The sequence below is a fragment of the Mycobacterium sp. pW045 genome (assembly GCF_041287085.1).
Taxonomy (GTDB): domain Bacteria; phylum Actinomycetota; class Actinomycetes; order Mycobacteriales; family Mycobacteriaceae; genus Mycobacterium; species Mycobacterium algericum_A.
In genome coordinates, this window is sequence record NZ_JBGGKU010000009.1 from 1 (window position 1) to 19,708 (window position 19,708).

15 protein-coding genes and 1 pseudogene are annotated in these 19,708 nt (G+C 65.1%); 14 read left to right on the forward strand and 2 right to left on the reverse strand.

Annotated elements, in window-relative coordinates:
• Nucleotides 1-553: 553 nt before the first annotated feature.
• Together ACAG20_RS15080 and ACAG20_RS15085 are read left to right on the forward strand one after the other, a co-directional pair.
• On the forward strand, nucleotides 554-913 hold the full coding sequence (locus ACAG20_RS15080) for a hypothetical protein (RefSeq protein WP_370493134.1): 360 nt from the start codon (nucleotides 554-556) through the stop codon (nucleotides 911-913).
• Between the two features lie 5 nt (nucleotides 914-918).
• The gene (locus tag ACAG20_RS15085) at nucleotides 919-1,554 is read left to right on the forward strand and encodes a hypothetical protein (protein WP_370493135.1); all 636 of its coding nucleotides are present in this window, start codon (nucleotides 919-921) and stop codon (nucleotides 1,552-1,554) included.
• A 92-nt stretch (nucleotides 1,555-1,646) separates the two neighbouring features.
• Here ACAG20_RS15085 and ACAG20_RS15090 read toward each other — a convergent pair whose 3' ends face one another.
• A complete protein-coding gene (locus ACAG20_RS15090; protein WP_370493136.1) occupies nucleotides 1,647-2,306 on the reverse strand; it encodes a TetR/AcrR family transcriptional regulator in 660 nt (219 codons plus the stop codon).
• A gap of 131 nt (nucleotides 2,307-2,437) precedes the next feature.
• On the opposite strand from ACAG20_RS15090, the gene ACAG20_RS15095 reads away from it, so the two are divergent.
• The 11 genes and pseudogenes from ACAG20_RS15095 to ACAG20_RS15145 all read left to right on the forward strand — a co-directional run bounded on the left by ACAG20_RS15095 (nucleotide 2,438) and on the right by ACAG20_RS15145 (nucleotide 18,112).
• Nucleotides 2,438-3,568, forward strand: coding sequence for a VOC family protein (locus tag ACAG20_RS15095; protein ID WP_370493137.1), 1,131 nt, complete (start codon nucleotides 2,438-2,440; stop codon nucleotides 3,566-3,568).
• Complete coding sequence (locus ACAG20_RS15100) at nucleotides 3,565-4,506, forward strand: fumarylacetoacetate hydrolase family protein (RefSeq protein ID WP_370493138.1); 942 nt, start codon at nucleotides 3,565-3,567, stop codon at nucleotides 4,504-4,506. The genes ACAG20_RS15095 and ACAG20_RS15100 overlap by 4 nt, the downstream gene beginning before the upstream one ends.
• Complete coding sequence (locus ACAG20_RS15105) at nucleotides 4,503-6,383, forward strand: acyl-CoA synthetase (RefSeq protein ID WP_370493139.1); 1,881 nt, start codon at nucleotides 4,503-4,505, stop codon at nucleotides 6,381-6,383. The genes ACAG20_RS15100 and ACAG20_RS15105 overlap by 4 nt, the downstream gene beginning before the upstream one ends.
• 128 nt (nucleotides 6,384-6,511) lie before the next feature.
• Nucleotides 6,512-7,309: a 1-acyl-sn-glycerol-3-phosphate acyltransferase gene (locus ACAG20_RS15110; RefSeq protein ID WP_370493140.1), complete on the forward strand. Its 798-nt coding sequence runs from the start codon at nucleotides 6,512-6,514 to the stop codon at nucleotides 7,307-7,309.
• Complete coding sequence (locus ACAG20_RS15115; protein WP_370493141.1) at nucleotides 7,306-8,847, forward strand: bifunctional 3-(3-hydroxy-phenyl)propionate/3-hydroxycinnamic acid hydroxylase; 1,542 nt, start codon at nucleotides 7,306-7,308, stop codon at nucleotides 8,845-8,847. Before ACAG20_RS15110 ends, ACAG20_RS15115 begins: the two co-directional genes overlap by 4 nt.
• A gap of 40 nt (nucleotides 8,848-8,887) precedes the next feature.
• A pseudogene (locus ACAG20_RS15120) lies at nucleotides 8,888-9,844 on the forward strand (MFS transporter); the annotation flags it as partial.
• Nucleotides 9,763-10,284: an MFS transporter gene (locus tag ACAG20_RS15125; protein ID WP_370493280.1), complete on the forward strand. Its 522-nt coding sequence runs from the start codon at nucleotides 9,763-9,765 to the stop codon at nucleotides 10,282-10,284. The pseudogene ACAG20_RS15120 and the gene ACAG20_RS15125, both read left to right, overlap by 82 nt.
• 608 nt (nucleotides 10,285-10,892) lie before the next feature.
• Entirely contained in the window at nucleotides 10,893-11,831 is a 939-nt protein-coding gene (locus tag ACAG20_RS15130; RefSeq protein WP_370493142.1) for a patatin-like phospholipase family protein, read from the forward strand.
• A 1,208-nt stretch (nucleotides 11,832-13,039) separates the two neighbouring features.
• Entirely contained in the window at nucleotides 13,040-13,561 is a 522-nt protein-coding gene (locus tag ACAG20_RS15135) for a hypothetical protein (RefSeq protein WP_370493143.1), read from the forward strand.
• Between the two features lie 5 nt (nucleotides 13,562-13,566).
• Complete coding sequence (locus tag ACAG20_RS15140; RefSeq protein ID WP_370493144.1) at nucleotides 13,567-15,876, forward strand: hypothetical protein; 2,310 nt, start codon at nucleotides 13,567-13,569, stop codon at nucleotides 15,874-15,876.
• Between the two features lie 130 nt (nucleotides 15,877-16,006).
• Nucleotides 16,007-18,112: a hypothetical protein gene (locus ACAG20_RS15145; protein ID WP_370493145.1), complete on the forward strand. Its 2,106-nt coding sequence runs from the start codon at nucleotides 16,007-16,009 to the stop codon at nucleotides 18,110-18,112.
• A gap of 169 nt (nucleotides 18,113-18,281) precedes the next feature.
• On the opposite strand, the gene ACAG20_RS15150 is transcribed toward ACAG20_RS15145, so the two are convergent.
• Nucleotides 18,282-19,034, reverse strand: coding sequence for a hypothetical protein (locus ACAG20_RS15150; RefSeq protein WP_370493146.1), 753 nt, complete (start codon nucleotides 19,032-19,034; stop codon nucleotides 18,282-18,284).
• A 496-nt stretch (nucleotides 19,035-19,530) separates the two neighbouring features.
• Between ACAG20_RS15150 and ACAG20_RS15155 the strand changes: the two genes are divergently transcribed.
• Nucleotides 19,531-19,686 carry a hypothetical protein gene (locus tag ACAG20_RS15155; RefSeq protein WP_370493147.1) on the forward strand — a complete coding sequence of 52 codons (156 nt, stop codon included), beginning with the start codon at nucleotides 19,531-19,533 and terminating at the stop codon, nucleotides 19,684-19,686.
• Nucleotides 19,687-19,708: the final 22 nt, after the last annotated feature.

Below are 19,708 nucleotides of genomic sequence, written 5' to 3' on the forward strand. Positions count from 1 at the left end.
GACACCCGCTGACGGTGCGGCCTGAACCTATTCCGATGTCCTGAGACACGCCATTCCTATGTCCTGGAACCACACACTGTCCCCGCTACTAGGTAGAACGGCCCTCGGAGATCACTCCGGGGGCCGTTCTCGTTGGGTTTGTGAACGTGTTTGTGAACAATAGCTAACCTAACTAGGTCGCACCCGTCGAGCCTGCTCCGACCAATCGTCGGCGAGCGAACCGCTGCACATTCGGCTGCCGCGACAGGCCCAATAGTCGTGGGTGAGCTGAACGTAGCGACGAGTGGTGGCCGATCTGCACGAGAAGGCGCGGCGCGCCCTAGTGAACGGCATCTGATGCCGGTGCCGGCATTTGCCCGTGGTGAGATCGAACGGCTGGGTGGAGCAGGCGCTGATGGCGGCGACTAACGCTGCGCAACCTGTTGGAGGTCACCAACGGTCTTGTGATCGACGCGGGTGGACACTTAAGGCGATTGGCCGACGCCGCCTGATCCGTGCGGAGTTGTCGGTGGAGGGCCGTAGCATCGGCGACTGACTGAGAAAACGGGGGACCATGAACCGGACGGTGCAGTTTTGGCGGCTGATCCAGCCCGATGGCAAACCGCTTGCCGGGCGATTCCCGTCCGCGCAAGTGCTGAACCGGTTGGCCGATGCTGAGAAGCGAGAGATGAATCGGCACCGCCACTGCAGGGATGGAATGGTACTCATCGCGCACGGTACTGCGGAGAAGGACAAACGCATCCTGATCCTGGACAAGGTGCGGCGCGAGAATCTCCCAGGTGTTGGAAACCGGACCGGAACCCGACGAGCCATCGGTTTAGCGGTCGGTGAGGGTCTGCTGGAGCCCACGTACTGCGTTTTCGCGAAGCGCAACATCGTTGCGATGCTGACCCCGCTGAGCGCCAGAAGCTGACCGACGTGGCGGCAACACCGGCCGTCGCGCTGACCGACGCCACCGATGTGGGCGCCGCCGTGGCGTCGGTCGCCGTCGCCTTGGCGCTGTGGGCGGGCGGCCTGGCGACCTTCGTGGCCACCGACGCCCTTCCTCCGTTCGTCCTGACGTCCCGTCGCAGCACCAGGGACATCGTGTTCCGCGCCGCCCTACCCGGGGTGCTTGTCTCGCTCGTCGCCGCGCTGGCCGTGAGCCTGATTCTGCTTCCCTTGCTGCACCTCAGCGTGGGCCGTTGGTTCTTCCTCGCCGCTGCCACAGCCCTTGCCGCGGTCACCTTCGCCCTTCTCAATCAGACCATGGTGGCACTTGCCCACCGCGTAGGCCGCTTCGGCTCCACTGCGGTGCTGGTCCTCGCCGTCGTGACCAGCCTCACGTCCACCATTCCCCCTACACTGCACACGATCGGTGGGTTTCTGCCCACGCACGCGGCGGTGCTCGCATTGCGCGGAATCATCACCGGATCGGCGACTGCCGCTACCGGCATCGGTCACCTCGCGGTGTGGCTGCTGGTCTCAGCGCTGGCCACCGTCGCCGTCACCGAGCACCGACGGACCCTGTCGGGGAGGCAGCTTCGCCTGGTACGCCGTCCGCGACTTACCTAGGGCTGCTGCAGCACTGACCCCCGGGGGTGCATCAGGCGACGTTTCGGACCGTGGATGCACCCATATGTACCTCGTGACACTGGTGTATCGACTCAGGCCGCGGAATCTGGTTCTGCGGCAGCGAAGTCGGGCAGTGGTTTGGCGCAGATCGCGCGCGCCTGCTTGGCTGTCAGCCCGTAGAGCCGTAGGAGATTCTCGGTGGCCCGGTCGGAGGTGGCTGCGTCGTCCCGATCGTCCTGCTCGGTGAGCAGAGCACCGAGACCCATGAGCACGCCGCCGGCCATGGCGAGCGCCAGCTCAGGATCGTCGATGGTGAATCGCCCGGCGGCGACGGCGGCGGTGAGGTCCCGGCGTGCCCGCGCGGCGATTCCGCGGTCGGAGTTGATCAGTGACAGGCCGTTGCGCAGCATGATCTGCGATTCTTGGGGCCGCTGGCGGAACATCCGCCCGGTGAGGCGGAAGCAGCAGGCGAAAGTCTCGGCGGGATCGACGATGTCTGCGGTCAGCTCGTCGAGCAGTGCGCCGTGGGCGTCGAGGACGTCGACCACAGCGGCCTCGAATAATTCTTCTTTGGTGGTGAAATGGTTGTAGAACGAGCCCATTCCGACGTCGGCGGCCTGGGTGATCTCGAGCACGGGGACGTTGGTCTTGCCTTCGGCAATGAAGGTCTGCGCCGCTTTGATCAGGGCTGTACGCGTCCGTCGTTTGCGGCGTTCTATGCGATTGGCCGCAGGTGCGTCGTCGACTGTCATGGTGCTCCTTGCAGGTTGCCGTGCGCTCATCGTAAACCCTCTCTTCTCATGATTGATGATTTCGTCATCTGCCCTTGACTGACCCTAACGTCGTATGTGAGGATTTCGTCAGACGAGAGAGGGTCGGTGAGGTGAGCGACACAGCGGATGTGCACAAGGATCTGCATAGCGAGCAGGGAGCGCGCCCCGGCGAGCACCCCGGGAGGTCGAGCAATCCGGTGATCAAGGTGCGCGATATCGCCTGGCTGGAGTTCGAGAAGCCCGATTTGGTTCGTGCGGAGGCGTTCGCCCGCGCCTTCGGATTCCAGGTGTCGTTCACCACGCCCGAGGAACTTCATCTGCGCGGCACCGATGCCGGCGCGGCGTGTGTGATCGTGCGCCGCGGCCCCGCGAGCCGGTTCGCCGGGGTCGCCTTCGCTGCCGACGACGAAGTGGACGTGCTGCGATTCGCAGACGCGGTGGATGCTCGTATAGGCCCGTTGCCCGAGGTGACCGGGGGACTGGTCGCTGAGACGACCGACCCCAGCGGCATTCCCGTTCGGGTCGTGGCAGGGATGCACGACCTGCCCGAGTTGCCGCCGCAGCAGCCGCTGACCTATAACACCGGGCAGAGTCTCGCGCGCATCAACGCCACGCAGCGGCCACCGCGCGTTCCCGCCCGAGTGCAGCGCCTCGGACACGTGGTCCTGCAATCCACCCGCTACGTCCAGGCGCTGAACTGGTATCTCGACAACCTCGGGATGATCGTCAGTGACTTCCTGTTCTTCCCCGGGCAGCGCGACCGCGGACCCACCATGAGTTTCATCCGCTGCGACCGCGGCCCCACCCCCGCAGACCACCACACCTTGGCGATGGCGCTGGGACCGGCCAACCGCTACGTCCACTCGGCCTACCAGGTGGCCGATCTCGACGCACTCGCCGCCGGCGGGCAGTACCTCGCTGACCGCGGATACGTCCGTTCCTGGGGCATCGGCCGCCACATCCAGGGCAGTCAGCTGTTCGACTATTGGCGCGACCCCGACGGGTTCCTCGTCGAGCACTTCACCGACGGGGACATGTTCGACAACTCCCTCGAACCAGGCTGGGCGCCGTTCACCGCGACCGGCCTGGCCCAGTGGGGGCCGCCTGTGTCGAAGGACTTCCTCGGCACCAGCCCACGATCTGCCCGCCACGAAGCGCTCGCGATGCTCAGCGCCCTGCGCCACGACAACGAGTTCGACGCCCACCGCCTTCTCGGCCTGTTGAAAGTAGCCACCTCGTGACCCTCTCCGTCCTGCGCACCACCGACGCCTGGTACGTCCGCACCGCCAACGGTGACGTGCGCGTCGATACCAGCGCCACGACCACCGCCGAGCTGCTGGCCGACCGATCTGCCGTCGAGTCCGCCGCAACCGGCACTGCGGACGGTCACCGGGTCGCCGACGCCGACCTGCTGTCCCCGGTCACCAAGCCGTGCCGCGTGATCGCCCAAATGACCAACTTCGAGTCCCATGTCACCGACTCCGGCATGGACCCCAAAACCGTTCCCCTGACCTTCTTCCGGAAGTCCTCGGCATCGATCAGCGGGCCGGTCGACGACATCGTCAAGCCGGCGCACGTGCGCCTCCTGGACTACGAGGTCGAGATCGGTCTCGTCATCGCCCGCGACCTGCCGGCGGGCTCCTCGATCACCGAGGCGACCCTCGCCGACGTCATTGCCGGCCTCGTCATCACCAACGACGTCTCCGCGCGGGACATCCAGCTGCCGCAGACGCAGTTCTACGAGGCCAAGTCCTACCCAACGTTCACCCCCGTCGGACCCGAGCTGGTGCTGCTCAGCGCCGAAGAGCTCAGTCGGTTCGGCGACCTGCGATTGCGGCTGTCGGTCAACGGCGAAGAACGGCAGAACGCGCAGGTGGAGGGCGACATGCTGTATCGCCCCCTGCGTGCGCTGCAATCGTTGATCCGCTTCCAGGACCTCGCCGCCGGCGACCTGATCCTCACCGGCACCCCGGTCGGGACAGCGCTGAGCGCCCCGCCCAAGCCGATCGAGATCATTGGCTCCCTTTTGCCGTCGGCCGTCAAATGGAAGACCTTCTTCAAGCGCCAAGCCGGAAACCCGAAGTACCTCCAGCACGGTGACGTCGTCGAAGCCCGTATCGCGACCGACGATGGCGCCATCGACCTGGGCGTGCAGCGCACCCCGGTGCGCTACGCATGAGCGACGACGCGCTGTGGCCACGGTACGGCTCACCCGCCGACCTTGCTGACATCGAATCCACACCGCTCTCCCAGCGGGGGCTGCCACTGACCACCTACGAGATCCTGCACCGCGCGGCGACCCTGTGGCCGGAGCGCACCGCACTGACCGTCACCCCCGATGCCCGGCGCTGGCGAGAACCGGTCGAGCGGACCTTCGCCGACCTGCTGGGTGACGTCCACCGGCTGGCGAATGTGCTGCACAGCAGAGGTATTCGCCGCAACGACGCCGTGGTCTTGCTCGCCCCGAACTGCGACGAGCTGATCACAGCCACCCTCGCCGCCCAACTCGCAGGGGTCGCAGCCCCGATCAACACGGGACTCTCCGCCGACCACGTCGCCGATCTGGTCCGGCGGGCCGGATCCCGCGTCGCCCTAACGGCCGGCCCCGAACTCGACCCCGGGACGTGGAAACTCGCGCAGTGCCTCGCCGCGGACGGAGCCGTGGACACCCTGCTCTTGCTGACACCGACCGGTACGCAGCCGCAGGGACCCGCGCCGACCGTCTCCGGTGCCACCGTGGACTACGCGAGTCGTGCCGCTGCAGCGCAGTCGCGCGAGGGGTTCCACGGCGCGCCACCCAGCGCCGGTGACATCGCGGCCCTGTTCCACACCGGGGGAACCACGGGCGCACCGAAACTCGCGGCGCACACCCACGCTAACGAGGCCACCAACGCCTGGATGATCGCCGCGAACTCCGAACTCGACTCCGGCGCCGTCCTTTTCGCAGCGCTGCCCCTGTTCCACGTCAATGCACTCCTGGTCACCCTGCTCGCCCCGTTGCTGAGAGGACAGGCCGTCGTCTGGGCGGGACCGCTCGGGTACCGCGACCCGCAGCTCTACGGCGAGTTCTGGAAGATCGTCGAGCACCACCGCATCGCCACGCTGAGCGCCGTACCCACCGTGTACGCGGTGCTGGCCCAGTGCCCCGTGGACGCCGACATCTCCTCCCTGCGTTTCGCGGTAGTGGGCGCCTCGGCGCTCCCAACCGCCGTGCGCAACGATTTCGAGGCGCACACGGGGGTTCGGCTGGTCGAGGGCTATGGGCTCACCGAGGCGACATGCGCGAGCGCCCGTAGCTTCCCCCGCGAGACCCGCACCGGCACGGTCGGTCAGCGCATGCCCTACCTTCACGTCAAGGTGGTCGACGTGGAAGGGCCCGACGGCTGGCGGGACCTCCCTACCGGAGCGGTTGGAACTCTCGTCATCAGCGGCCCCACCATCTTCGCCGGCTACGTCGATCGACGCGAGCCCGATGCGGGTTTCGTCCTCGATGGCAAGGGCAAGCTGGTGGACGGGTGGCTCGACACCGGCGACCTCGCCCGTCTCGACGACGACGGCTTCATCTACCTCACGGGCCGCGCCAAAGACCTCATCATCAGGGGCGGCCACAACATCGATCCCGCGCTCGTCGAGGATGCGCTGCTCTCCCATCCCGAGGTCACAGCGGCGGCCGCGGTCGGCGCACCCGACGTGCATGCGGGCGAGGTGCCCGTCGCCTATGTCACCCTGTCGCCGGGTGGGACTGCGACTGCGTCGCAGTTGACCGAATGGGCCCGCTCCTACGTGCCTGAGCACGCCGCGGCACCCAAAAAAGTCTCGGTTCTCGACAGCCTGCCGGTGACCGCGATCGGTAAGCCGTTCAAGCTGCCCCTTCGCGCCGACGCCGCCCGCCGGGTCGTCACCCAGGCGCTTGCCGGCATGGACGGAATCGACGTGTCGGCCGACGTCGAAGATGGCAGCCCTGTGCTCACGGTGTCGTTATCCGACGCGAGCCAGCGAGCCGATGTCGAGCGCATCCTCGGCCGGTACGCCGTCGCCTACCGCATCGTCGCCTGACGGTGTCTTGAAGCACGCGCACGATCCGCGCCAGCACTACGTGCGCAACACTGATGAATTCGTCAGACACTCTTGACTGACGATTATCGCGTGTGTGATGATTTCGTCAGTAAAGGAGAGGAGCTTCCGTGAGCCTGCCCACTGCCACCGAACAGTCTCGTCCGCAGTCCTCGGCGGTGGCGACCTCCCTGTCGTCGGCACGCGACGCGTATCTGCGCCTGTACCACCGCCACGCCATCGACGTCGATGCCCCGATACCCGACCGCCCGGTGCTGATCGTGTCCAATCACGGCTTCGGGGGCTTGGTGGATCTCAATGTGCTGGCCGTCGCCCGCGTGCTCAAAAAGGCAGACCTCACGCGACCCGCGACCGCGCTCGTGCACCAATTGGCGTGGACGCTGGGCGTCGGGGGTTTCGTCGAACGTCTCGGGGGACGCCCGGCAAGCCGGGAAAACGCGCAGAAGGCACTTGAAGCGGGCACCAATGTCGTGGTCTTCCCCGGTGGGGATCTCGACGCCGGCAAGTCCTGGCGCGACCGCAACCGGATCGTGTTCGACGGACGCTGCGGGTTCGCCCGCCTCGCTCTGGAGGCGCAAGTGCCGGTGGTGCCGGTGGTGACCGCCGGCGCGGGTGAGTCACTGCTGGTGCTCTCTGACGGACAAGGCTTGGCCAAAGCCCTTCGCCTGCCAGAGCTGCTGCGCGCTAAAGCGCTCCCGGTGAGCATTTCGCTGGGCTGGGGTCTCAGCGTCGGGGCCGCCGGAATGCTGCCCTACGTGAGTCTGCCCACCAAACTGCACTCCGCCGTCCTGGCCCCAATGCAGGTCGCCGCGGGGGAGACCTCGGAGGCCTTCGCCCACCGCATCCACGAAGCGATGCAGAACCGCCTCGACCAGCTGGTCGCTCACCGTCGGCCGGTGCTCGGATGACTACAGCCGCGACAGGCGCCGACCCTACAGAGGTGTCCGTCGTCGTCATCGGCGCCGGCCCGTCGGGGGTCACCGCGGCGACCTTGCTCGCTCTGTACGGCATCGACACGCTCGTCCTCGACCGCTGGGACGGCGTCTTTCCGCAGCCGCGTGCGGTGCACATGGACGACGAGGTGATGCGGATCCTCGACCGTATCGGGGTCGCCGAGCAGTTCGCCGCCATTTCCCGGCCCGCGCTCGGTTTGCGCCTCCTCGACAAGAACCATCGCACCCTTGCGGAATTCAGCCGCACCACCGACATCGGCGCCAACGGCTACCCGCAGGCCAACATGTACGACCAGCCCGACCTGGAACATCTGCTGCGCATCAACCTCAAGAACTGCCCGCACGCCACTCTGCGCGGCAACGCCGAGGTCACCGACATCATCGACGACCACCAGGGGCCCGTGCGCGTCACCTACACCGACCGCGTCAGCGGTGAGCAACGTACCGTGCACGCGCAGTACGTCCTGGGCTGCGACGGGGCGAACAGCCTGGTGCGCTCCCGCATCGGGGCGAGGTTGAGCGACCTGCGGTTCGATCAGCGATGGCTGGTCGTCGATCTCGCCACAGCGGTGGACCTCGACCAATGGGAGGGGGTGCACCAGGTGTGCGACCCGGTGCGCGCTGCGACGTACATGCGGATCGGACCGACCCGCTACCGCTGGGAGTTCCGGCTCCTCGACGGCGAGAAGGCCGATGATTTCGCCGAGATGTCAAGGCTCGCTGCGCTGATCGAACCCTGGACCTCCGGCGTCGATCTCGACGATCTCGAGGTCCTGCGCGTCGCGGAGTACACCTTCCGTGCCTGTCTCGCCGATCGCTGGCGCCGCGGGCGGGTGTTCCTGCTCGGCGACGCCGCCCACCTCACCCCGCCCTTCATCGGCCAGGGCCTGTGTGCCGGTCTGCGCGACGCGATGAACCTCGCCTGGAAGCTCGCCGGGGTACTGCGCGGCGACCTGCCGAAGGACGTGCTGAACAGTTACGAAGACGAACGCAAACCGCATGCACGCGCCATGATCCTCACCGCGCTCGCCGTCGGGCAGGCGATGACGGCCGGCGGCCGACTCGGTGACGCGCTGCGGGGAGCACTCGTTCCGCGCTTGCACCTCGTTCCCGGTCTCAAAGAGAAAGTCGTCGACAGCACCACACCGGCGCTGAGCAATTCAGCAATGACGTGCCGGGAAAGCCGTTTCCGGCGCGGATTGGCCGGGACCCTGTGCCCCAATGCCGTTCTCGACACCGGAGAGCGCTTCGATACCACCCATGGTGGGGGTTTCGTCGTGGTCACCGTCGATGATCTCGATACCGTCCAGCGCCGCTTCATCGCGACCCGCGGGGCCCGCGTGCTCATGGTGGAACCGTTGAGCGAACTGGGTCGCTGGCTCTCGCGCGGCCGGGCCACCACGGCGGTGGTGCGGCCCGACCGCACCGTCATGACTGCTGGAAGTAATGCCGACGCGGTGGTGAACGTGCTTCCCCTGTTCCACGTCGACTGATGATCCTCCCGTCGTCGTCCCGTGGCCAGAAGCAGAACGCATGACCACACCATCGGCCATCGATGAAGACGCGTTTCTGCTATCCCGGGCGCAGCGGGTGGCCTTCGGGGCAGGGTCGCTGGCCACCGCGACATACGCGGTAGTGCCCGGACTGGTTCTCCTGCACTATCTGACGAACACCCTGGCGGTCACAGCCGCAATAGCCGGACTGGTAATCGTCGTGCCCAAAGTGCTCGACCTCGTCTACAACCCGATGATCGGCTGGCTCTCCGACCGCGCGACGTCGGCAACGGGATCGCGGCGGCCGATGATGCTCGTCGGCATCTTCACCTTTCCCGTGGCGTTCGTCGGCGTCTTCTCCTCTCCGCTCACCGGTAACGGCGCGGCGTGGTTCGTTGCCGCAGCTCTCGCGGTGACCGGATTGGCGTTCTCGGCGTTCGCCGTTCCCTTCGGCGTGCTGCCCGCTGAACTGGCCGCAGGCACCCGTGAGCGCCAGTCGCTGACTGCCTGGCGAATGGCATTCCTCGGCTGCGCCATCCTCATCGCCGGCGGTGTCACCCCAGCGCTGATCGCCGCGGCCGACGACCCATCGCGCGGGCACCGCACGATGGCGGTCGTCATGGCAGGCGTGATGGCGATCGGCGCCGGCGCCGCGCTCTACAGCACGCGCGGGTCGACGTCCACAGCGAGTCGGATGACACAAAGTACGCGGGCATCCGTGCGCGCGACGCTGGCAGCGCTTCGCCGCGACAACACCTTGGCTCGCCTCTTCCTGGTGTTCGTGTTGATCGAAGCCTCGATGTCCGCAGCGCTGGCCGGCTTGCCGTTCCTAGCCGATTACCTCCTCGGCTCCGACAACACAGTGCCCATTCTGTTCCTCTGTGTCCTGGGCCCCTTGCCCGCCGCGATGCCGCTATGGATCAGGTGCGCCCGTCGCTACGGCGACCAATCCGCCCTGCGAGCGGCTGTGAGAATCTGCGGGGTCGGCGCGGCCGCAACGACCGTGCTCCCGTCGATCAGCGAAGCCGCAGACTGCCGATCGCCTGCGCGGCACTTCTCGTCGTGGGCATCGGACTCACCGGTGCTCTATTGCTACCTAACGCCATGCTCGCCGACGCCGTCGCCCGCGATGCCGAGACCTCACACCAGCTGCGCTCAGGAGCTATCGTCGGCCTCTGGTCGGCCGCCGAGACCATTGCCGCAGCGGCGGGAGCCGGCGTGTACGGAATCGTCTTGTCCGCAACGGGTTTCATCTCCTCATCCGCTGGCGCCGTCGTCGACCAACCGAGAACTGCGCAATGGGGGATCGTCCTCGGATTCTCCATCACCGCCTGCGGATGCCTCGCACTCGCTCATCGCGCATTGACGACGCTCACGAATGGACGAGAAGAGAGCGAGCGAACACGACGGGACGGCGCAACCGCACATCACGCTTGATTGAGGGACGCGCGGTGTCGGAGCGGTCGAGCTGAGGGAAGGGAAACAGTTTAGTGGAGGCCATCACGGGTGAGGGGTCAACGATTTCGTCTGCGTTCCGACCGATACTTCTGTACGGCGACTCAATCGTGAAGATCGGCATGCCGATCTTCACGGCCCCTGAGCGTCCCCCAGGCGCTCGAGTGCGCCTGTGTAACCGGGAGGTCGGTCAATGCTCAGAAGCGCTCCGCGGGAGGCGGTGTCGTCGCATGACCCATGTCTCAGGCGGTGGGATCAAGATGGGGACAGTACACGCCGCCGTGTCACTGGCGTACGCGCGGATGCACCTCGGACCGACGGCGGCGGAGTTGAACGGCACTCAAAAGACGCGGGTCGCCCAGAACGGACTCGCAGGTGCCAGCGTCGAGCACGCAATCGCCTCGACCGGGGCCGCCATACCCGGAGGCTACATCGACCGATCAACGCCGGACTCGACCGTTGGGAAACGATCATGAACTGGACTCTGCTCCAACACCAACCGTCCATCGAGAACGGTGAAGCGACATCATCATTGAAGGTGAAGCACAGCGCGGTCGCCGAACGCCATCACGACAGCCTCGAGGCGTTCCATGCCTAAAAACGGACGATCCATCGACGGCAGTGTCGCCGAGGTCGTCAGCGCACGTCTTCGGTCTGGATCACGGCGCGACGGCTGCACCCTCGCGGTCGTAATGGAGGGCGGCGGCATGCGCGGCGTGATCTCCGCGGCGATGGCCGGACAGCTCGAACTCGCCGGCGTCCGCGACATCGTGGACGTCGTCGTCGGCACCTCGGCCGGTGCTGTGAACGCCGCGTGCTTCACCGCCGGTATGTCCCAGCAACTCTCCCGTTGCTACGTCGACACCTTCAGCTCCAGCGACTACGCCAACCCGCGGGCTCTGCTACGCGGACGGCCGATCGCCGACAGCGCGAAGATCGTCGCCGACACAGAGACAAGGTTCGGTTTCGGGGCGGCCGCTCTGAACGCCAGTTGCCGTTTGGCTGCCGTCGCCACCGACATCGACGCAGCCGCACCTCGGTTGCTCACCGACTTCGCGGACGCCGCCGACCTGTTCGGCGCCCTGCAAGCCTCGGCGACATTGCCGGTGTTCGGAGGAGCACCGGTGCACTATCGGCACACGCGCTGGCTCGATGGCGGCATCACCGACGCCATCCCCATCGCGGCCGCGGCGGAGCTGGGAGCCACCCACGCGATCGTCCTGACCACACGCGCGGCGGGAGCAACACCCAGTATCGGAATGGTCGACCACGCCATCGCGTCCTACCTTCGACGTCTGAAGCCCGCACTCGCCGTGTCATATCTCAGCCGCCCGGAGCGCTACACCGTTCAACGCGCGGCGTTGGACTCAGGGTGGTGTCAGGGTGTGGCGACGACCGTGATCGCCCCTGACCCCCGTGATCCGGTGCCCTCCCGTCTGGACCGGAACCCGGATCGGTTGGAAGCAGCGCGAGCCGCCGCCGTTCAAGCCGCGCGAGCGATGGTCCGGACCTGGACGCCGGTCCGATAAGTGTGCGGGGCGGACACGGTGGCGTGACTCAACGAAGCAGGGCGTTGCGACACGGCTGCAGAAGGTCCCGGTAAGCGATCGGCCCCTGTCCGTGGCCGATGGTGACGTCGACCCCTTTCACCCTCATCGTGTCGCCCACGGCGGGCTGACCCGGTCCAAGGCCCGACCGTGAGCACAAGCGGCGTGTCGCCGGTTTGAGGTGAATCCACAGCCGGCGGCCCCGTGAAATCCAAGCCGACGAGAAGGGCTTCGACCCGTCGCGGACTGCCTGCAACGCATTACACCGTCCGCCTAACTCAGATGCCTCGCCCCACGCTGACCTGCTCGAATGCCGATCCCGGCGTGGCCACGGGTTACCTCGACACCGACGCCACAGGCGCGGCTGCTGTGACCGTGCGAGGAGCCCGTCTTCCCGGCACTACCGGAGCGTGGGTGCTGATCGACCTACCCTCTAGCCGCTCGCAGCTGCCGGCAGAACACTACAATTCGGACTTCGTCGCATCCTTGTAGATAAAGCTATACGGCGGATCGAAGTCCGCCGTGGCGGGGGTGCGAACTCCGAGACGGGTTGTCGCTGATCAAAGCCAGTCATGCGGGCTTCGCGGAGGTAATCAGGGAATTCGGCCCGACACTCGGCGCTGTGGAGACCGGGCGTTGCGAAGATCCTTTCTCGCCACGTCCACCAGGCGCACCAGAGGCACGATCGCGCGCCCTAAACGCAGCTTAGCCACACAACGAACGGCGAACCGAACAAGTCGTGCACTTAGACGGTTGGGGATTGAACCGTCCCGGTGAAGTCGTTGTTCCGATACGCCAACAAACTTTTCGGCTGCAGAGCACCGACGCGAGCCGACGATGGACCGTCCGGCCCGTGGAAAACAGCGGTTATCCACGAAACCTGTTTGGAACGTGTTGGCCGATTCGGCCGGCCAAGTCCAATTGGGCAGGCGAGGTCCGCACCAAACGGCTCGTCGACGAAATCGACGTTGCTGCGCCGCCGTCCAACTATGGTTCGTGCTACGAGTGGACATCGGGGAGGGGGCGTCTTGTCTGCGGATGGCAGGTTCGGCTTGTCGCGGCCGTCGGCTACGCGAACCCAGCATGCGGTCCGGTTGCTGGTGTTGATGAGCCGGTGCGGGGAACAGGCGACGAAGTCCGACCCACCCGGAATGGCAGCCGTGGTACGGAGTGAACTTCGGTTGCAGGCAATGGACTTCTGGTTGCGCAACCCGGACTACCTGGCCGACGAACTTATCACGCTCGTGGAATCGGGTGCGATCGAAGACACTTACCTGGGCGTTGCCGAGCACCTTCTGAACAATCCCGAACCCGACTTGCGCTACTACCCGATGCCCAAATGGTTGCACGGTGCATTCGAGCCGCTCGACGACGCATTCTCACTGCTGGAGACCTATGGCTTAGCTACCGCGCTACGACGGGGAACGCCAGGCCGAAACGTAGAGCAGACGCAGTTCTTTCTCACTGACGCGGGTGCCGCCGGGGCGGCGGATTTGGCCAACGACCCGGTCTTGGGGTGGTACGCCCAGCAGGTCGAGTTGGTCGCGCTCGTTGCCCGAGACGACGTAGGCAGCCGTTTGAAGGACCGGCAGTACCTCCAGACCACCTATGCAAATACAGATCTCGGGGCGAACATCGCATCCATCGCCGACCGAGTACGTGCACGGCTGATCGAGCGCGAAAATGGACACGGAGCGGAGAGCAATTCTTGAGTGTCTTGGCAGACGCGGTCGCCGCGGAGCTCGCGCGACTTGCTAAACGAGCAGCGAAGGCGGCCGAGAGGAAGAGCGCCGCAGAGGCCTCGGCGCGACTGGACCGGCCTGTCGATAATCTGATGGATGGTAAGCAGGCTGCCGAGAGCGAGCGCGGGGATGACGATGACGCCGCCGCGGTTGCGGCCGATGATGCTGACGACCTGATCTCGCCGCAAACGGTAGAGGAGATTCTGAAGAATTACGGCATCCCCTCGTATGCGTCGAAAGCGATCCCGGTACCACTGCGGGTACAACGCATTTACTTCTCGGGTGTGAAGGTGCTGCCCGCGACCCATCGGCTCGCGGAGGGATACGACGTGATCATCCCCGATGACGAGTCCGCGGCGGATACGTCCGAGCATGCCGCGCTGTCCGACGCGGCTGAGGCTGAGCTGGACTTCGGCGGGGCGGATAACGACGAGGTGGATCCATCCGACGATGAACCCTCCGAGGGTGGTGAAGTCGAAAACGCACCACAAGTGGCGGTGCCGTTCTTGTGGTCGTGGGAGCCGCAGAGCGGAGTCAATGGCGTTGGTAGCGGCCGTAATCTGCGAGGCAAGTCGACTGTGCTGAACGTGCTGATGTGGGCACTATCGGGGCGATGCGCGAACTTCCAGGTTGACAGCAAGAAGTGGATTAAGCATGTTGCCGTCGACTGGCTGATCGGTCCTGAGACGTTGCGAGTCGAGTTCGACTGTGCCAACGGCCACGCCGTCGGCACTGTCGCAGTCGTGACCACGGTCGGGGGTGTTGAACGGTCCCGGGTCGTAGGGCGGTTTGACGGTGAGGAGGAGTTCGAGGGCGTGATGGGGTCGGTCATGATGACCCGTCTGCGCCTTGAAGAGATCCCGATGTGGACCACCGATCGCGAAGTCGTGCACCGATGGCCGGCTTACGCGAGCGCATTCGCCGTCCGCGCCGAGAACCTCGACCCAGTCGTGGGGAACGTGACCGTGCTGGGTACCCGGATGCTGCAGATGTTCGTCGGAACCGACTGGGGGCCCGCGCTCGCAGCGACCCAGGCCGCACTCAAAGAAGTGGAGGCACAGCGTTCGGCAGCACAGGAAAAGGCACAAGCAGCCGATCAGGTGATCAGTGACCAGCGGCAGAAGGCACAGGCGACCGTCGACCGTCTCAAGGCCGCGGTGAAGGCCATCAATGACGAGAACCCCGACTTGGCACAGGTTCTCGCTGCGACAGCCTCGGCGACCGAGCTGGCGCGTGAAGTACACAACCTGGAGCGACGGCTCATGGTACTGGACTCACATCTGGACACCGTGCAGTTGCAGTTGAAGGCGGCCAAGGCTCGCAACCACACTCAGCTCGAGGATGCGCTCGCGACTAAGTTCTTTCACCAGATGCAGCCCATCGTGTGCCCGCGATGTACATCGGCGATTACCGCAGAGCAGCAGGCAGCAGAGGTCGAGAAGCACGAATGCTCGCTGTGCTCGAAGGGGTTGGACCTCGGGGACGTCGACGCGCCCGCCACCGCGGCGCAAGAGCGACCCATGAACGCCCACCGCGACGCACCTGTCGACGATGTCGAAGCACTCAACGCCGCGCTCGACGACGTCAAACACCAGATCGAGGCGCTCGGCGCTCAAATCGCCGCGAAGAAGGACGAACTGACATCCGCTGAGGCACTGAGCGTCGCGGGGACGCAGCAGATTTCGGCCGCCGGCGAACGTCGCGCCTTGGAACTCGACCTGGCCCGCGCGGAAGGGGCACTCACGGTGTTCAGCGGATCGTCCGGGTCGCTGGTCGATGACCCCGTTAATGCGACGATCACCGCAGTCCTCGGCGCAGCGGACACCGTGCTGTCCAAGTGGGTGCGTGACGAGCAAGGCCCGTTGTTGAAAGCCATTTCGGCCGACATTGAATCCCTCGCGGTCGGTTTTGGCGCCGACAGCCTCGCCAGTGTCAAACTCGGCGGTGGGGGACGCCTGGACGTCGCCAAAGGCGGCGAGCGGACGACCTACTCGGGACTGACGCCTGGCGAGAAGCTGCGAGTCAAGATCGCGGCCGCCGTCGCGCTGATCAAACACGGGTACGTCGCAGGCATCGGCCGGCATCCGGGGTTCTTGGTCCTCGACTCCCCGGCGGCCGAGGAGATGCCGGAGGAGGATCTGGCGGTCTTGGTCGGGGCACTGGTCGAGGTCGCACAGCAGGCCGACATGCAGATCTTCGTCGGGACGCGAAGCGCGAACCCGCTGATGGACCTCTTGCCGGAGCCAAATCGCCGGGTGGCGGTCGGAGACGAGTACCTTTGGTGATCCTGCAGGGCGCGCCGGATACGAGGATTCTGGATCGACAGCGGGTAGTTCAACCGCGTGGACAACGATCCAGAGGGGCGCGCCGCCCCGTCGGCGTCGCCGAGTGGCCAACATGCGAAGGAGTTGGCCAGTGAACCCGGCATCCGCCGACTCTGTGTTGGATGAGCTACGAGCACTCCTGGCGGCGTGGAACGGAACGCCGCCGCCGGATGCAATCGCGCACCTCGGCGGTTGGCAACGCGTGGTCGATGGACTGCGAGGTGCTCCCGACGATCCCGCTTCGGTTGTGCTGGTGCGCATTGCTGTTCGCTGTGTGCCGGAAGCCGGACCTGAGGGTATTGCCGCGATACCAGCGATTGTGGACGTGGTGGCGGCGATGGAGAGTCCCGCAAGCTTCGCCGAGTCGCTCGACGCGCTCCTGGGAGCGCCCGCGGTACTCGACGTCGCTGCCGAGCAACTCGCCGATGCCCTGCTCGAAGACGTTGGGGCCTTCACAAAGGTCGCGTCGCCGACCCCGCGCGAGGTGTCGCGGGCGGCCAGTGCCTTAGAAGCGGTGACCGTGATCAAAGTGGGAGAGTACGGATCCCCATTCGGACTCTTCGCGGCACTGGAGCAGTTCAAGGCGCCGATGCCCAAACGGGTCGCGACGGCGATCGTACGATCGGTCGGGACCGCGGTGGACTACTGGCCCGAAGCTATCCGCCTCGTTCCGATCGTGGAGGTCGTTGCAGGCCTCAGGGCGCCGTCCGGTGGGCAGGTCGAAGGAGCAGACCCACTGGACGTCGCATCGGATGCTTCGTGGGTGCTAGCGAACGTCGGGTTGGTTCAAGCTCTACGCGCCGACAGCCAAGAGGTCATGCTGCGCGATCTTGAACGAAGCATCCAGTACCTCAGCCTCGGCGCCGAGACCTACGACCGTGACGACGCGAAGCTTCTTGCCCCGATCGTAGAAGCGGTCACAGGCTTGGTACGCGCCGGCGGGACGACCGGCGTCACATCGCTCAACGATCTCCTGCCGACGGCGCAGGGAGTGAAGGAACTGGTCGAACGACAGACTCGGTTCGACATCGGTCTGAGCGGCCTGAACCACTGGTACGCCGACGTCAAACGTCAAACGTCCGCCGCATGGGTAATGTTGATCGAGGACCTTTGTAGAGCGCGAGAACAGCTGTCGCAGGCTGCATTCTACTGGCCAGAAGCAGCAATCGACGATCTATTGCACGTTTACCGGGCATCACGGTCAGTGGAGGTCGTACGCCGCGCTGCCGACTTCAGCGGAGTCCTAACGGTGGTCCAACCGATCATCGAGACAGGGTTCGCATCGAACATGGCGTTCCTATCAAACCTGAGCATCTATACCAAAGAACTCACGCAGCGTATCGAGAAAGCGGCCGATGAGGATCGGGCCGATCTCGTCGAACAGCGCAGCGTGGCAGAGCAGATTCTCGCGGAAGCGCGAACGATTCTCAACCGCGGCGGACCGCCGGGAAAAGGTGGCGGCGGTACGGCCCACGTGCCGCTACCGCCTCAAATTGAGAACATCTTCGGACCGCATCCCGAGGCCGCGGCCGCGATATCGGCCCTGCCATCAGAGACCGTCGAAAGGCTGGTCGGGAGGGTTGAGGACACCCGAATCTCTCGACATGTCAACCTTCAGGAGAATCGCGTCCTGATGACGCTCCAAGGTGCCCTTTCCACATCGCCGGACTACGTCGGGGAGGTCAGGGACGCCGTCGACGAGATGGTACTGCAACTGGTGCGATTCGTGAGCAGTCGGCAAAATGCACAACAAGACCGCAAGGCCTACCTTTACGACCCGAACGCGGACGAGGCGGCACTTCACAACGATCTGTATGACTACCTGTGGTCGGCACTGGGTTCGACGGTGGACATCGAAGTACAGCAGATCGGGGGCGGGAGGGTAGATCTACGGGCGAAGTATGCCGGTTTCAGTATCTACCTCGAGCTAAAGGTCGACGACACGAAGAAGTCACTGTCGGAGAAGGCCGCCTACCTCAACCAAGCCGCGACCTATCAGGCCACCGACATCCGGATCGGTTTCGTCGTCGCACTCCGCACCCGCGCCTTTCCTCAAGGCGGCGCCCACCCACACCTGACATCCCTCTTTACCCATGCGGTTGTTGATGTGGCAGGAGACGAACAACTTCGACACCTTGTACTGGTGGACATTCCCGGGAACCGGAGTTCGCCAGCGCTGAAGAAGGCAACGACTTGATCGGGGCGTCACGCCAAGAGTGCCGACAGCTTCGCAGGTACGGCAGCCCAGCTGAAAGCGTTGACACGCTGCGTAATTCGAGCTAACCGGAATCGAATAGATGCCGATCGACGGGATCAGTCAGGTGGTGATTCACTTGCCGGTCTCATCGTTGCTCTACGTTCGCTATTCATGTGCCGGGAGGGCCGTAGCCGTAGGTGAATTGGACAGCCTGGGCGATCGACTCGGTGTTGTGGTCCCAGCTGAGCGCCAGGACCTTGCAATTGTCTGTGCCGAGACGATTCAGGAATATGGCGCTGGGCCGGTAAACGACCGTCCCGCCGCCTCCCGCGTCCATAGTGCCGAAGCTGAAGACAAGCTCGACTCCGCCGACAACGATTGATCCGCAATAACACTCGCCGTCGATCGGCATCAAACTAACAGCCAACTCGACATCGGGATCGCTGCGTCCGCCCGTTTGTAGGCCCTTGGCGTAGAGCCCCCAACCTTGCGGTAACAATCCGTCGCGGAAGAGGTAGTCGGACAGCATATGTCGGTCCACACCGGCCCTGATCTGCGGGGCGGTGGGAGCAACTGCCGTTGCACCCCAAATCGTCTTCAGCAACCACCGCTCGAGTTGTTCACCGCTGACAAGGTCGAATTGGTTGCCGCCGATGTCCTCGTGACTAATTTGATCGAGGTAGAACCGGTCCAGGACCGTGCGAGTGTGGGCGCCATCTGCCTCAAGGGGCCATAGCGCATTGTTGTGCCTCTCGCACAGTACTTTTGAGCCGAGGCTGCTCGGTGGCAGGTTATCGACTTGGCAAGGCGGTTGCCACGGCAGGCCGGCGATTCGAACGAATTTGCCGTCGCTGACCTCGCGCAGAACTCCTTTGCTAATCCAGTGCTCGCGCGTGAGCTTGCCCCCGCAATCATTGGCCATCGCTGCATAGCAACCAGAAACCGACACTCCTGTGCGAGTCCCGCTGAGTAGAGCCATCACCGCTGGTAGCTGCCAGCGGTGCATCGTTGGATTGAGGTGGCAGCTGGCGGTGGGGCGCCCCGTTCCGCACGGGCACGGCTCGTCATCGGCCGGCCCAAGACCCGGTGTACGGCCGACGAAGGGAGCCGGACGTAACGGCGGCACGAACGGCGTTGCGGGCGTCACTTCTCGATAGTTACCACATGTGCGCCAACGGACGTGCGGACCGGCGCGCCCTTCCGAAGTGGTACCTCGGACATCGGACAAGCGCGACCAGGGATTGCCAGCGCCGTTTTGTCGGATCGGGACTCCCACATATCTCATGGATAATGAAGATTATCTATGGACTGCGCGGCCCAGATGCCGCATCCCGCCAGCGTTCTAGGAACTGTTGCGTGGTTCGCGGGGTCTCTCCGTGGTCGACTAAGACCTAACCATTGCTATTCACCGTGGGACCGTGCTGAACGATCATGTGAACGGATTTGTGAACGAAACCGTGCGCAACGGGGCCGACTCCATCGACACGGCGCGGCATGCGAGACGCGTGACCACCGCCGACCTGCACATCAGCGACAAACTTCAACGTGCAAGATTGCAACCGGCCGGCTCATAACCCAGAGGTCGCAGGTTCGAAT

Bases quoted from the DNA above. Each gene is read 5' to 3' on its own strand.
- ACAG20_RS15080 (WP_370493134.1), top strand. From the start codon at position 554: ATGAACCGGACGGTGCAGTTTTGGCGGCTGATCCAGCCCGATGGCAAA.
- ACAG20_RS15090 (WP_370493136.1), bottom strand. From the start codon at position 2,306: ATGACAGTCGACGACGCACCTGCGGCCAATCGCATAGAACGCCGCAAA.
- ACAG20_RS15105 (WP_370493139.1), top strand. From the start codon at position 4,503: ATGAGCGACGACGCGCTGTGGCCACGGTACGGCTCACCCGCCGACCTT.
- ACAG20_RS15115 (WP_370493141.1), top strand. From the start codon at position 7,306: ATGACTACAGCCGCGACAGGCGCCGACCCTACAGAGGTGTCCGTCGTC.
- ACAG20_RS15125 (WP_370493280.1), top strand. From the start codon at position 9,763: ATGGATCAGGTGCGCCCGTCGCTACGGCGACCAATCCGCCCTGCGAGC.
- ACAG20_RS15130 (WP_370493142.1), top strand. From the start codon at position 10,893: ATGCCTAAAAACGGACGATCCATCGACGGCAGTGTCGCCGAGGTCGTC.
- ACAG20_RS15135 (WP_370493143.1), top strand. From the start codon at position 13,040: ATGGACTTCTGGTTGCGCAACCCGGACTACCTGGCCGACGAACTTATC.
- ACAG20_RS15150 (WP_370493146.1), bottom strand. From the start codon at position 19,034: ATGGCCAATGATTGCGGGGGCAAGCTCACGCGCGAGCACTGGATTAGC.